The 13,523-nt window shown below is 69.7% G+C and carries 12 protein-coding genes and 1 pseudogene; 3 read left to right on the top strand and 10 right to left on the bottom strand.

Translation table 11 applies throughout. The features are described 5' to 3' along the window. Positions 1 to 16 precede the first annotated feature (16 nt). The 6 genes from BFF76_RS08915 to BFF76_RS08890 are packed head-to-tail and all read right to left on the bottom strand — an operon-like array spanning position 17 to position 5,368. Positions 17 to 772: an SDR family oxidoreductase gene (locus BFF76_RS08915; protein ID WP_065847908.1), complete on the bottom strand. Its 756-nt coding sequence runs from the start codon at positions 770 to 772 to the stop codon at positions 17 to 19. Next, entirely contained in the window at positions 765 to 1,286 is a 522-nt protein-coding gene (locus BFF76_RS08910) for a cupin domain-containing protein (protein ID WP_053930186.1), read from the bottom strand. The genes BFF76_RS08915 and BFF76_RS08910 overlap by 8 nt, the downstream gene beginning before the upstream one ends. An 11-nt stretch (positions 1,287 to 1,297) precedes the next feature. Then, positions 1,298 to 2,098, bottom strand: coding sequence for an alpha/beta fold hydrolase (locus BFF76_RS08905; RefSeq protein WP_065847906.1), 801 nt, complete (start codon positions 2,096 to 2,098; stop codon positions 1,298 to 1,300). Further along, positions 2,095 to 2,892, bottom strand: a complete 798-nt coding sequence (locus tag BFF76_RS08900) for an aspartate dehydrogenase domain-containing protein (RefSeq protein WP_065847904.1) — start codon at positions 2,890 to 2,892, stop codon at positions 2,095 to 2,097. Before BFF76_RS08900 ends, BFF76_RS08905 begins: the two co-directional genes overlap by 4 nt. Continuing rightward, positions 2,889 to 3,833: a VOC family protein gene (locus BFF76_RS08895; RefSeq protein ID WP_031101169.1), complete on the bottom strand. Its 945-nt coding sequence runs from the start codon at positions 3,831 to 3,833 to the stop codon at positions 2,889 to 2,891. The genes BFF76_RS08900 and BFF76_RS08895 overlap by 4 nt, the downstream gene beginning before the upstream one ends. 50 nt (positions 3,834 to 3,883) lie before the next feature. Then, positions 3,884 to 5,368, bottom strand: a complete 1,485-nt coding sequence (locus BFF76_RS08890) for an aldehyde dehydrogenase (RefSeq protein WP_065847902.1) — start codon at positions 5,366 to 5,368, stop codon at positions 3,884 to 3,886. 289 nt (positions 5,369 to 5,657) lie between these two features. Between BFF76_RS08890 and BFF76_RS08885 the strand changes: the two genes are divergently transcribed. Then, positions 5,658 to 7,022, top strand: coding sequence for an MFS transporter (locus BFF76_RS08885; protein WP_065847900.1), 1,365 nt, complete (start codon positions 5,658 to 5,660; stop codon positions 7,020 to 7,022). Positions 7,023 to 7,158: 136 nt separating this feature from the next. On the opposite strand, the gene BFF76_RS08880 is transcribed toward BFF76_RS08885, so the two are convergent. Together BFF76_RS08880 and BFF76_RS08875 are read right to left on the bottom strand one after the other, a co-directional pair. Further along, positions 7,159 to 7,791, bottom strand: a complete 633-nt coding sequence (locus tag BFF76_RS08880; protein WP_053930182.1) for a fibronectin type III domain-containing protein — start codon at positions 7,789 to 7,791, stop codon at positions 7,159 to 7,161. Further along, positions 7,788 to 8,354: a hypothetical protein gene (locus BFF76_RS08875; RefSeq protein WP_065847896.1), complete on the bottom strand. Its 567-nt coding sequence runs from the start codon at positions 8,352 to 8,354 to the stop codon at positions 7,788 to 7,790. The genes BFF76_RS08880 and BFF76_RS08875 overlap by 4 nt, the downstream gene beginning before the upstream one ends. A 266-nt stretch (positions 8,355 to 8,620) precedes the next feature. Here BFF76_RS08875 and BFF76_RS08870 point away from each other — a divergent pair, with 266 nt between their 5' ends. Continuing rightward, positions 8,621 to 9,385: a hypothetical protein gene (locus BFF76_RS08870; RefSeq protein ID WP_065847894.1), complete on the top strand. Its 765-nt coding sequence runs from the start codon at positions 8,621 to 8,623 to the stop codon at positions 9,383 to 9,385. Between the two features lie 237 nt (positions 9,386 to 9,622). Further along, positions 9,623 to 10,084: pseudogene (locus tag BFF76_RS08865) on the top strand (hypothetical protein). 870 nt (positions 10,085 to 10,954) lie between these two features. Here BFF76_RS08865 and BFF76_RS08860 read toward each other — a convergent pair. Together BFF76_RS08860 and BFF76_RS08855 are read right to left on the bottom strand one after the other, a co-directional pair. Continuing rightward, the gene (locus BFF76_RS08860) at positions 10,955 to 12,445 is read right to left on the bottom strand and encodes a carboxylesterase/lipase family protein (protein WP_065847892.1); all 1,491 of its coding nucleotides are present in this window, start codon (positions 12,443 to 12,445) and stop codon (positions 10,955 to 10,957) included. A gap of 22 nt (positions 12,446 to 12,467) precedes the next feature. Then, positions 12,468 to 13,382 carry an MBL fold metallo-hydrolase gene (locus BFF76_RS08855; RefSeq protein ID WP_065847890.1) on the bottom strand — a complete coding sequence of 305 codons (915 nt, stop codon included), beginning with the start codon at positions 13,380 to 13,382 and terminating at the stop codon, positions 12,468 to 12,470. Positions 13,383 to 13,523: the final 141 nt, after the last annotated feature.

Below are 13,523 nucleotides of genomic sequence, written 5' to 3'. Positions count from 1 at the left end.
TCGTTTCTCCTGCAGTTCAGTTCATGGTGAAGCCGCCGTTGACGGCGATCACCTGTCCGGTCAGGTAGCGGGATTCCTCGCCGAGCAGGAAGGAGACGATCCCGGTGAGGTCGTCCGGCTGCTGCGGCCTTGAGATGGCCCGGTTCATGCGGTAGAGGTCGTGCCGTTCGGCGGGCACGGTCTCGGTCGCCTCGCACTCGGTGAGCCCGGGGGCGACCGCGTTCACGGTGATCCCCTTGTCTCCGAGTTCGCGTGCCATGGCCCGGGTGAGTGCGATGACCGCACCCTTGGAGGCGATGTAGTGGGCGAGCCGGGGGGATCCGTACAGCGCGGCGTCCGAGGCGATGTTGACGATCCGCCCAGGTGTCGCGAAGAGCGGGTACAGGGCCTTCGCCACCAGCCAGGGGCTGCGGGCGTTGACCGCCATCAGCCGGTCCCACACCTCGATGTCGATGTCCTGGAACTCCTTGCCGCCCACACCGTTGGCGAGGGCCGCGTTGTTGACCAGGCCGTACACGGGGCCGATCTCGCGTACGGCGGCGGCCAGCGCGGCCACCGAGGTGGGGTCGGCCACATCGCAGCGCACGAAGCGGGCGTCGATGCCTTCCGAGCTCAGTTCCGCGACGGCGTGCTCGCCCCGTTCCCGTTCCAGTTCGGCGACGACGACCCGGAAGCCGTCGGCGCCCGCCCGGCGGGCCATGGCCAGGCCCAGGCCACGGCCCGCACCGGTGACGACGACTGTGCGAGCGTCGGCCGGGGGCTGGTCAGCCACGGGTGACGCCGTGCATCGGCGAGTACTCGGGGTAGGTCGGCACCTGCGGCTTCTGCGTGCCGATGACGACGCAGAAGAGGGCGTCGGTGTCGCCCTCGTTCTTGAGCGAACGGGTCACTCCGGCGGGGACCACGATCATGTCGCGGTAGCCGAGGGTGCGGTACTCGGCCTCGTCGGGACCGCGGTGGATGCCGACCTTGACCTCGCCCTCCAGGACGAAGAACGCCTCTTCGACATCGTGGTGGGTGTGGGCCGGGCCTTCGGCACCGGGCGGCAGCAGCATGTTGGAGAAGGTGAACCCGCCGGACGGGAGGATCCGGCTGTCGCTCTCGTGGTTGCCGGTGGCGCCCGAGCCGACGTAGCGGATCTGGCCGCGACGGAACTGCGCGCCGGCCTTCTCCTGGAAGGAGAGGGTGTCGAAGTCCGCCACACGGGAGGCCTTGGTGGCGATGAGGGAGTCGGTGTACGCGGAGAGGTCGTCGCCGTTGTCGTACGCGTCGGTGGTCAGAGGCATGGTGGAGGCTCCTACTCGGGGATGGATGCGGTGATGCGGAGGTGGGAGAGCACCCAGGCGTTGAAGTGGCCCGGCTGCTCCTGGTTGGCCAGGTGACCGGCGTCCTTGACGATCACGTAGGCGGTCCTGTGGATGGCTCCGGCGATGGCCTGGCTCGCGTCGATGCCGGTGACCCGATCCTGCTCGCCGCAGAGCACGAGGGTGGGCGCGGCGATCGAGGGGAGTTCGGCGCGCAGATCGGCGGCGGCCATGGACTCGGCGGCGTACGCGTAGCCCGGCAGCCGTACCGAGGCGGCCATGGTGTCCACGACCCGGCGTACGAGTTCGCCGGGGGCGCCCGGCGACACCAGCCGCGGTCCACGTCCCTCGGCGAAGGCGCGCGGGCCGAGCTCGGCGAGCTCGGTGGCCCGGGCCCGCATGCCCTTCGCCTTCGCCTCGTCCGTGCCGGAGCCCGCGCTGGAGTCGGCGACGATCAGCGAGGCGACGAGCTCCGGGTGGCGTGAGGCGAGCCGTAGCGCGATCACACCGCCCCAGGACACTCCGAGGACGTGCGCGGTCGAGGCGCGGTCACGGATGAGAGCGGCTGCCGCGTCCGCGTAGTCGTCCAGACCGAGCGGGCCGAGCGGGTCGGGCGACTTCGCGTAGCCGGGTGCCTCCCAGGCCACGACCCTCGCGTACGAGGAGAGTTCGGCGAGCTGCGGCGCGAACGCTGCCGACGACGAGCCGATCCCGTGCAGGCACAGCAGCAGGGGGCCGTGGTCACCGGCCTCTTCGACATGGACGTCGGGGCGGAAGTCGGCGCGGGCGTTCACAGGATCTGGCCCGTCCGTCCCGCCAGCGCGGCGAGGCTGCGCAGGACCGCGTACGGCACCACCTGGCTGGTGGCCGGATTACCCGGGTCGGGCAGGTGGGCGACCTCGAAGCGGTACGCACCGTGCGCGCCGGACGCCTCGATCAGATGGCGTGTGCGGTGCGCCGCCGGGTCGGCGACGACCTGGACCCGCACAGTGTCCAGGTCGCCGACCGCCAGCGCGACCGACGCGGCCACGTTCGTCGATTTGGGGAACTTGACCGGGACCTCGCGAGCGGTGCCGGACATGACCACGACCGGTCCGGTCGCCGACCGGATCCGGGCCAGCAGGTCCTCGTCCATCCAGGGCTGTTCGAGAGTGGAGGGCAGCTTCGTGGTGGTGAGGCGCACCTCGTCGAGCGGACCCAGGGAACGTGCCGCCTGGAGGAGGTCGAGACCCCCGACGGCACCGCTGGTGAAGTACACCCGGCCGGGTCCCGCCGCGAGCAGCCGCTTCGCGAGGTCCTCGTCGGTCAGCGCTCCGGTGGAGGCGATCAGCAGATCGGTGCCGGATTCCAGCACCCGCTCGCCCCACTCCCGTACGACACCCTGGCCCGCGGCCTCGACGATCAGGTCACAGGTCTCCAGGGCCTCCTCGAACGTGGCCTGCCGCGCCGGTGCGGCTTCGCCGAGCGGACGGTTGTCGACGACGCACACCAGCTCGGCGCCGCCCACCCGCCCTTCGGCGAGGGCGGCGCCGACGACCCGGCCGATCGCGCCCCAGCCGACGATGCCGACCTTGCGTACGGTGCTCATGCGGAGGCCTCCTGGGCGTCGAGGGGAGCGAGCGGGCCGGGGTCCGGCGCGCCCGCCATGTGGCAGCGGATCTCCTTGGACGGCGGTCCCGCCGTCCCCCACAGGTCGGACAGGTCCGGAACCCGCCGCCACACCCGGGCGATCCAGGCGTCCTCGACGATCTGGGCGACCTCGGAGGTGTACTCGCAGACCAGCCCGGACGGGTCGGTGAAGTAGGAGAAGGTGTTGTTGCCGGGGCCGTGCCGGCCGGGCCCCCACTGGGGGGTGATGCCGTGGTGGCGGAGCCGGCCGAGGCCACGCATGAAGTGGTCGACCGAGGTCATCTCGTACGCCACGTGGTTGAGCGAGGTCCACTCGGCCTGGTTGAAGGCGATGCAGTGGTGGTCCGCGTTGCAGCGCAGGAAAGCCATCTGGTGCTCGGACCAGTCGGAGACGCGCAGCCCCAGCACCTCGCAGTAGAAGGTGACGGCGGCGTCGATGTCGGTGGTGTTGAGCACGGCGTGCGTCACCCCGACGGGCACGGCGCCGTCCCGGCCGCGCGGCACGACCGCCTCGACCTGGGCGCTGATCTCGATGAGGCGCCCCTCGGGATCGGTGAACCGCAGCCCGTAGCCGCCGCCCGCCTGATGCAGCGGGCCGGGCCCGAAGACGGGGACGATGCCGCGTGCGTCGAGGCGCCGCGCGGCCTCGTCGACCTCGGCAGGGGTCGCGACGGCGAACGAGAGGCGGCCGAGGCCGAGCTTCTCCCGCTCGGCGAGGTGGAGGACGTGGTGCTCGTCGCCCGTTCCGCGCAGCCAGCGGGCGCCGGTGTCGGACTCGACGGTCTCCAGGCCCCAGACCTCTTCGTAGAAGTCGGCGGTCTCGGTGAAGGCAGGGGTGTGCAGCTCGACGTAGCGCAGTGAGCGGAGCCGTGCGATCGGGCCGGGGGGTGGTTGGTGCATCAGTCTCTCCAGACGGACGGACGGACGGACGGGCGTCGGTGCGTGCCGGGTCAGCCGGCCCAGGGAAGCGGGTGGCCGGAGGTGCCCCAGTACAGGGACTTCTGGCGCTGGTAGGCGCGGATCGCGTCGCGGCCCTTCTCCGTTCCGAGACCGCTCTCCTTCCATCCGCTGAACGGGGTGGAGGCGCTGAACTGCTTGTACGTGTTGATCCAGACCGTGCCGGCCTCGATCCGGCGGGCGAGCTGCCAGGCGGCTCGCAGGTCTCGGGTCCAGATCCCGCAGGCCAGCCCGTAGATGGAGTCGTTAGCCTGGCGGACCAGGTCGTCCTCGTCGTCGTAGGGCAGGGCGACCAGGACGGGCCCGAAGATCTCCTCCTGGCAGGTGCGGGAGGTGTTGGGCAGTCCCTCCAGGACGGTCGGCAGGTAGTACGCGCCGTCCTGGTACCGCTCGCCCTCGGGCGCCGAGCCTCCGCACAGGACCCGTGCGCCCTCGGAGCGGGCGAGGTCGACGTAGGCGGCGACGGAGTCGCGGTGGCTGTGGTGCACCAGGGGGCCGACCTGGGTGCCCGGTTCGGTGCCGGGTCCGACGCGCAGCTCGCGGACGCGCTCGACGAGTTCACCGACGAAGGAGTCGTAGATCTCCCGGGCCACGAAGAGCCGGGAGCCGGCGACGCAGGACTGGCCGCTGGAGGAGAAGATCCCGAACATCACGCCGGCCAGGGCCTGCTCGATGTCGGCGTCGGCGCGCACGATCGTCGGCGACTTGCCGCCGAGCTCCAGGGAGACGGGGATGAGCTTGCGGGCGGCAAGCGTGGCGATGGAACGGCCGGTCTCCGTACCGCCTGTGAAACCGATGCGGGCGACGAGGGGGTGGCGTACGACGGCGTCACCGACCACCCGGCCGCTGCCCGGGAGTACCGACAGCAGGGCGGTGGGCAGGCGGAACTCGTCGAGGGCCTGGGTGATCAGGCGGCCGAGGGCGAGGGAGACGAGGGGGGTCCAGGCAGCCGGCTTGAGCAGGACCGCGTTCCCGGCGGCGAGCGCGGGCGCGATCTTCTGCGCGTCGCTGGCGACCGGAGAGTTCCAGGGGTTGATCGCGCCGACGACTCCCAGCGGCTCGTACGCGCTCATCGTGACGTACGGGCCGCGGGACGGCGTGACCGAGTCCTCGGCGCTCTCCAGGGCTGCCGCGATGTAGCGGAAGGTGCCTGCCGCACTGAGCGTGAGGGCGCGGGTCTCGGTCAGCGTCTTGCCGGTGTCGGCGGTCTGCAGCGCGGCGAGGTCGTCCGCCGCCTGCTCGGTCAGCTCGGCGATGCGGTGCAGCAGCCGGGCGCGCTCGTGGGCGAGCAGGTCCCGCCAGGCCGGGTCCGCGGCTGCCTTCGCAGCGGCTTCGGCCGCTTCGTCGACCTCTTCGGCCGAGGCGGTGTGGACGGTGGCGAGGACGCGGCCGGTCGCCGGGTCGACGGTGTCGAGCAGCTCGCCCGCTCCGCGTCGCCACTGGCCCGCGATCAGGATGTCGGTGGGGATGTGCGGCACGGGTGTACCTCCGGGCGAGGTGGCGGGCAGGGCTGGGCCGCGGGTGAGGAACGGGGTGCGTTCCCTCACTCGGAACCGTCGAAGTGCTAGAAATCTAAGCGCTTAACTATTCTTCCGCAAGGTCCCAGGGTGGAATCGTTGCCTTGCATGCCTTGAGCACGTCCTCCATGACGTCGATGATGAACACCAAGTTGCCGGAAACGAGATTCCTAAGCTCTTAACCATTGACCGCTTAGATACTGGAACCTACTGTCTCCGCAACTGTTCTGCCCGCGGAAGGAACCCCTCCATGACGACTGTGGCCGGCAAGCCAGCCCTCGGCTCCATAGCCGCGAGACTCGAACGACTGCCGCAATCGCGCTGGCACGTCAAAGTCCGGTTCCTGATCGGCGCCGTCACGTTCTTCGAGGCGTTCGACCAGTTGCTGGCCGCCTCCGCACTGCCCGTCCTGATGAAGGAATGGAACCTGACCACCGGCCAGGCCACCTTCGCCGTGACCTCCGCCTCGATCGGCATGCTGCTCGGCGCCATCGCCGCGGGCTGGCTGGGCGACCGGATCGGCCGAGTGCGCACCGTCGCCCTGGGTGTCGCGATCACCGGTCTTGCCAGCCTCGCCGTCGCCTTCTCGGGCAGCATCGAGACCTTCTCGCTCTTCCGGTTCGTCCAGGGGCTCGGCATCGGCGGTGTCGTGCCCGTCGCGGCCACGTACATCAACGAGATCGCCCGCTCCGACAAGCGGGGCCGCTTCGTCCTGCTGTACGAGATGATCTTCCCTGCCGGACTGGCGGCCGCCACTCTGCTCGCCGTCTGGGTGGTCCCCAACTTCGGTTGGCGCGCGATGTTCGTCATCGGCGGTCTCCCGGTGCTGATCGCCGCCGCACTTCCGCGCCACGTAACGGAATCCCCGCGCTGGCTGCTGGCCCGTGGACGTACCCAGGAGGCCGAGGAGGCCATCAGCCTCATCGAGGCCGAGGTCGCCCGCGCCACCGCCGAGCCGCTGCCCGCACCGGCAGCCGGCACGCCCGACGAGGCATCCAAGGGCCGTCTGCGCGACCTGTTCCAGGGCCGCTACCTGCGGCGTACAGCGGTTCTGTCAGGTCTGTGGTTCGTTGCCTACTACGTGAACCACGGCATCTCCACGTGGCTGCCGTCGCTCTACACGAAGCAGTTCGGCCTGGATCTGACCACAGCGCTCGTCTACACCCTGCTGAGCAACGTCACCGGCCTGCTCGGCACGTTCATCATGGCCATGGTGATCGACCGCATCGGCCGGAGGCCCGCCCTGATCAGCGCGCTCGTCGGCACCGTGCTCTCGCTCGGCGTGCTCGCCCTGCTCGGTGCGACCTCGGGCGGCCAGGTCGCCGTCTTCGCCTCGTGCACGACGTTCTTCCTGTACGCGATCAACGCGGGTCTCTACCTGTACTCCCCCGAGCTGTACCCGACGGCCAACCGGGCCAAGGGGGCGGCGTTCGGCGGCCTGTGGAACCGGTTCGGCGTCATTCTCGGCCCGGTGACCGTGGGCGCGATCATCGGAGCGGGCGGCAGCCTGGGGCTCGTCTTCGCGCAGCTCGCCGTGGTGGCCGCGGTGGGCGCCGCGATCGCCTGGTTCGCGATCGAGACCAAGGGCAGGACGCTGGAGGAGCTCAACTCCTGACGCGCCCGGCATGCCAGGTGAGGGGCCGGTGTCCCGGAGCAGTGATGGAGACCGCGTGGCCACAGTGAGGGTGCGGTCATGTGGAGCGGGGCCATGCACGCCTCGCCTTCGCGGTCAGCGGGACACCGAGGCCGGGTTAGCGATCACCTCCGTTGACCCCGGCCCCGACCGCGACGGGACTTCCCGTGCCGTCCGGGTTCCTCAGGGTGGTGAGCGATCCGATGTCCACCGTGTCCGACGCTGCGGTGCGAGCGCTCGGTGAGGGGTTCAGCGCGCTGCCGCCGGGGTTGGTCGGTGCGTTGCCGTCGGGATGGGGCGGGATCACGCAGTTGAACTTGTCGGACTCGAGGGAGCCGTTGACGGCCGTCACGCAGAACTGGAAGTTCCACACGCCCGGGAACAGGAAGCCGACGCCGTAGAGGGTGTCCTCGATGATGTTCTCGTCGGCCTCCGGCGGGGTGGTGCCGCCGTCCTTGATGTTGGAGACCCACAGCTGGTAGCCGGCCGCCGACTTCGCGCCGTTCCAGTCCAGTTCCACCGTGGTGGGATCGACGGTGGTCACCCGCAGGCCGGTCGGGGCGGCCGGGATGCCGCCGCCGACCATCACCGGCCGGGCCAGTCCGGGCAGCCCGCCACCAGCGGCGTTCCAGGTGGCCGCCGCGACGAGGTAGCGGTGGCCCGGTTTCAGCCCGCAGATCTGCACCCGGTTGCCGCGGAAGCCGGTGCCGGTGAGCCAGGCGCCGGGCGTGTCCTTGTCGAAGAGGATCACTTCGTACCGGTCGATGGTGGTGGGTAGTCAGGTGGTGCGATCTCGAGCTCGATACCGTCCTGCCCGATCGGCCGGCTGGCGACGATCCGCGGCGGCGGCGCCGTCTTCGGGTGAGCGACCGCGCTGACCGTCCCGGACCAGGGGCCCTTGACGTTGTCACCGCCGACGGTGCGCACCTGGTACTCCCACTGGATGCCGTCGACGGTCCAGGTGGTGTCGGTCCGGTTGCTGTTGACGCGGCCCTCGCTCCAGGTGGTCTGGCCGGAGATCCGCGATCGCACGTCGTAGCCGAAGGCCCCGTACACCGGGTTCCAGGTGACGGTCACGCCCTGCGGGCTGGACTCGGCCTTCAGGCCGGTCGGCACGGGTGTCAGCCGGACCGGCAGGTTCTCGGGCGGGAAGGGTATCGGGCCCCGGCCCAGGCCGTACCGGTCGTGCAGGGTCTGCTCGAAGGCGATGGCGAGCTGGTACTCGCCGAAGGCGTTGGGGTGCAGGCCGTCATAGGCGGCCGGGCAGGCGGCAGGGGCGCACGAGTACCCCTTCTGCCAGTCGACGACCTCCACCTGGGAGATGGTCTTGCTCCACCCGGGGGGCCGCGTTCGCGAGCAGCCGGTTGAAGTTGTCGGTCTTGGTGATCAGGTCACACCTTGATTCTCTGCGAGCCCTTAGATCACGCCTTCACCGGACCGAGCAGGGCGTTGGTGCCCACGCCTTGTACAGGGGCGGACAGAACTCCGCTCGCGCACCCGTCAGCGAATGGCCAGCGCGACCCCTGCGGGAGGCGGCACGTCCCCGTCTGTGATGATCCCTCCTTGACGAGGAGGACGTGATGGGTGAATGGGAAGAAGAGCCGGCGGGCGGGTACCGCCTGGACGGGGGTGGTGTCCGGTTCCGGGCCGGCGATGTGTTGTCGCTGGAATGCCCACTCACCGAGACCACAGTCGCTTCCGTCTCTCGCTACTACGTGTCCGTACGGTGGCCGTGGAACGACGTCGACCCGGAGGCGCACAGCTTCCGCTGGAACGGCGTAACCGCGCTGCCCACACCGGGGGCCTTCGACTGGGACCGCACGTACTTCCGTACCGTGCCGGCGGAAACAGAGCTCAACGCCGGCGACACCTGCCTGGTGGGAATCGCGCCGACTGTGGTGCACATCGCGTCCGTCCACCACTTCGATCCACCCCTGGTGACTGGCATGCTGCCCCGCCCCGCCTGCTACCTCGAAATCCTGCGGCAGGGCGAAGCCCACGATCCCGAGCTCGAGGACCAGGGATATGCCCTCGACCCGGTCGGCGCTGAACCCATCCGCATCGAGTTGCTGTTCCGACCCTACGCCTTCCTTGAGGCAGGCGACGAAGTCGTTGACCATGACGGGCGTGCCTGGCGGTTCGACGGCCCATGGGACTGGCATCCCTTCGACGGCCAGCAGACCGCCATTCCGGCCTGGCCACTGCAGCTCCTCTCCCGCAATGGCGATCCGGCACCCGAGGACACTGCGGCGGTCACCCAGCAGACGCGCACAGGCAGCCACGAAGAGGAGCTTCAGCGTTGGACGCGTCTCGCTCTTGCTGAACCGTCCACCGACCAGCCGTAGGCGAACCAGGACCGGGGCGTTGCCCCCACTTCCTTCAGTTGTGGCAAGCCGATGTCGTGGAATTGCGCACGCTGCAAACGAAGCCTTCATCGGCGCCGTCACCGGCACTCTGCGCCGCCCCCCAGGTCCTGCTCCTGGGCCGCTACGACACCACCGGCCGCCTACGCCTACTTCAGGTTGGGTGAGGTGAGTGGGCGGGGATATCGATATGTCGGACCGGCCGAGCTGAAGGCTGCGGTGCGGCTTGGTGACGGCGGACATCGGATTGCTTCGAGAGCTGACTTCGAGGGCTGGATCGTGGAGCAATCCCTGTCGGAGCTGGCCGAACCCTTCATCTTCGTGATCGGTATGGACTGTGCGCTTCGGCTGGCCCCGCGACGAAGCGAGCACGTGGCCTGCGCCGGCGGAGACATGGTTCTGAGCGCCGGCGAGATCAGCTTCATGAGCGAGGCAGGCCGGTGGGCGGTGAGCGCGGTCAGTAACCAGTCCACTGGGTACTGACCGGACGTCACCTCCTGGGCGGAGGTCGCTCGCGCTCTGGACGCTGCAGAGCTCAGGCGACCCTCCGTCACCCACGAGGTGGTGTTCCGGCGGTGCCGCGACTGCCAGGAACACGACATCGTGCGCGAGGGCGACTTCGTCTGCGTCTTCTGCGGCAGCGATCTGCCCGCAGCGTGGAACGTGGATCCCACCAAGTGACGGCTCAGGGACACAGCCACTCGCTGATAGCACCGATGAGGACGGACTCCCGCTGGGGGGACCGGCCCCCTGCTGGTGGCAGTGTACGGAGCGCACGGATTTGACCATGCGCCAGCTCGCCCCGCTGCTCGAGGTGTCATTTCGGGGCGATAGGGGCGGGCTGTCGAAATCGATGAAAGTGCTGCGGAACGTCTCTCTTCGCTGACAAACTCGCAGTTCAGCAAGAGTGCTCCCCGCGCCCGCGGGGGTGGTCCCCGGCGCCTGGCGTCACCGCGACCGGGAATGGCGTGCTCCCCGCGCCCGCGGGGGTGGTCCCGCGCAGCCGTCGACCGCCTCGCACGCGAAGCGTGCTCCCCGCCTCGGGGATGGCCCCCCGATCAGGCTTGCCTGTATGCCGTTGGTGGAGTGCTCCCCGCGCCTGGCGGGGATGGACACCTCGCCCCGGGCCGGTTCACCGACTCAAGGGGGGAGCCGCCAATCAGTGGTGCCGATCTATGTCCTCTAAGGACGAGGACGTCATGATGGTGACCTCCATATAGGTAAAGGCGGGGCGCGGCGTGCTTGGTAGGTGGGCCGCGCCCCGCGTCCTGTCAGGGTTTTCTGATCTGCGGGATTCCGAGATCAGCGATGCGGGTTGTGGACGCACGCGCCTTCGGATCCCCCTGCATCCATGAGCACGCTTGTGTCAGATGCTCGCTCCTCCGGCCTGACCTGGCCTCGAACCCGAGTCGCTCATACAGGCGATTCGCTGCTTCCCTCGACGGACGCGACGTGAGGGCCTTGGGACAGCGGGGCTGCGAGGGCGGGTGCATTCTCGGTGGTGATGACGGTCCTGGTCATGGTGTGTCCTTGGGAATGGTGGCCGGAGGGTCAGCGCCAGGCCGGTCGTTCCTGGCTACGGGGATCGTCGACCTGGGTCCACTCGGCGTCGATGCGCATCGTGGCCCGGCGCTCGTCGTCGTACGGGTCCCAGCCGGGGTTTCCGGTCCTGGCGAACCGGACCCATGTCTCGTGCATACGGGCGGCGAGATCCGCGGGGGGCTTGTCAGGGCCGAGCAGGGCGGCGGATCCGTGCAGCTGCGGAAAGTGGGCGACATCGAAGACGAAGGGCAGCTCGACCGCGTGGGTGGCGCCGAGCTCTCCGTCCAAGGCGTGGGAGCGCCAGGCGAACTCGTAGGCGTAGGTGGCGGATTCGAGGTGGGCGGCATGCGCGCCGGTCAAGGCCCAGCTACCCGCGCCGAACAGCGCGTCGCCCATGATGGCGGAGCGCAGCTCGCCGAAGGACGCCTCGGGGCGTGCCTTCCGGTACGTCTCGACGAGTCGCGCCGGTTTCGGGTGTGCGCGCGCCGCCGCATCGTCGACGTCACCGGTGGTCGAGGTGGCGTACTTGCCCACCGGGACTAGATAGAGGTTTCCCTCTTCGGTGTTGGTCCCGATGAGCAGGTGGATGGCGCTGCTGAGGCCGGCGGCGACGGATTCGGCGGGCTGTGTGTCGAGGACCAGGCTGAAGGGGCTGAGTCCGATCAGCGGGTCGTGGTGCGTCTCGGTCTGCAGGTTGATGCCCGCGAGCCGGGAGCCGGCCTCGACCAAGCGGTCGTCGGAGATGTTTGCGAAGGCGTCGACCTGGGGCTCGATGCCCAGGGCCTCGGCTGCAGCCCTGGTGACGCGGGCGGCCTGCTCGGTGGTGAACGCCCCCAGGCCGCTGCCGCTCTGGACGATCGCCCGGCGGAAGAGGCCAGCGGCTTCCGGGGCGGCGAGGACGCCGCCGACGATGGTGGCCCCGGCCGACTGGCCGAAGAGGGTGACGTTGTGCGGGTCACCGCCGAAGGCGGCGATGTTCTCCCGCACCCAGCGCAGCGCGGCGACGACGTCTAGCAGGCCGCGGTTGGCTGGCGCGCCGGGGATGTCGAGGAACCCGGCGATGCCGAGCCGGTAGTTGAGGGTGACGAGGACGACGCCGTCGCGGGCGAAGGCGGAGCCGTCGTACAGCGCGGACCGCGTGGATCCGGCGACGAATCCGCCGCCGTGGACGAACACCATGACGGGCAGGTCGCCGTTCGCGGCGGCGGGCGTCCAGACATTGGCGGTGAGGTAGTCCTCGCCGCGACTCCAGCCGGTGCCGAAGTAGGGGGACATGTCCACGCTGCCGAGCCGGCGTTCCGACTGCGGCGCGTTGGGCCCCGGCACGGTGGCGTCCCGTACGCCGTCCCACGGCTCGTGCGGCTGCGGCGGCTCGAACCGGCCGGCGCCGCGGGGCGGGGCGGCGTAGGGGATGTTCAGGAAAGCGGCGGTGTCGCCCTGGCGCAGGCCGCGGACGGCTCCCTGCGCCGTGGTCACGACGGGCTCGGTGTGGTGGCTCATGTCTCGTGCCTTTCCGCAGGACTCAGGCCTGCTCGGTGTACGGGGCGAAGGGGGCCCAGCCCTTGATGGCGAACTTGTCTCCCTCTCGTGCCACTTCGGCGGCGCCGTGGCCGCCCAGGTGCGCGGGGATCACGAGTGCGTTGTTGTCGGCCGCCCAGCCCAGCACCTTGCGGCGGGTGGCGCGGGCGCCCGCGGGGTCCTCGCAGAAGCAGCTGTTGGAGTCAGGCTCGATGATCTGCACGGGGCTGTGCAGCATGTCGCCGACGAACACCGCGCGGTCCGTCCCCGAGGTGAGAGTCAGTACGGAGGAGCCGGGGGTGTGTCCGGGAGCCGCGTCCAGGCGGAGGCCGACGTCGATCTGGTGGCTGTTCTCCCACAGCAGCGTCTGGCCGGCCTGGTGCACCGGGGCCACGCTGTCCTCGAAGACGTTCTGGTTGCCGCGGCCGAGCAGCGGCTTGTGGCCGTTCTCGGGATTCCAGAAGTCGAAGTCGACCTTCGGCATCAGGTAGGTGGCGTTGGAGAAGGTGGGCACCCACTGCCGGCCGTCCAGGTACGTGTTCCAGCCGACGTGATCGATGTGGAGATGTGTGTTGATCACGATGTCCACGTCCTCGGGCGCGACGCCGACGCGCGCGAGATTGGCCAGGAAGCCTGTTTCGAGGCGGTTCCAGACCGGCGCGTACGGGCGGTCCTTGTGGTTGCCCACGCCGGTGTCGACGAGGATGGTCTTGCCTCCGCTGCGCAGCAGCCAGGTCTGGATCGCGGAATTCACGATATTGGTCTCGGAATCCAGGAAATGCGGGGTCAGCCAGGGCGCGCCGTCGTCCCACACTTGCTTCGGGCTTTCCGGGAAGAAGGTGTCGGGCGTCATTTCGACGGAGCCGAAGTACTCCCATACCCGGGTGATGGAGACGTCGCCCAGCGTGATTTGTTCCATGAGACGTCCTTGGGAATGTGGAGGTTTTCCGGGAACCGTACGAGCGGCCTCGGCGCGCGCGGTATCCGTAACGTGACTGCACCTGCGCGCATGGCCCGGGCACTGGGCCCGGCCGCTTGTAGCCTGGATGGGCCGGGGCCA

The organism is Streptomyces mutomycini (assembly GCF_001700505.1).
GTDB classification, from domain to species: domain Bacteria; phylum Actinomycetota; class Actinomycetes; order Streptomycetales; family Streptomycetaceae; genus Streptomyces; species Streptomyces mutomycini.
This window is presented reverse-complemented; position numbering and strand designations above follow the sequence as displayed.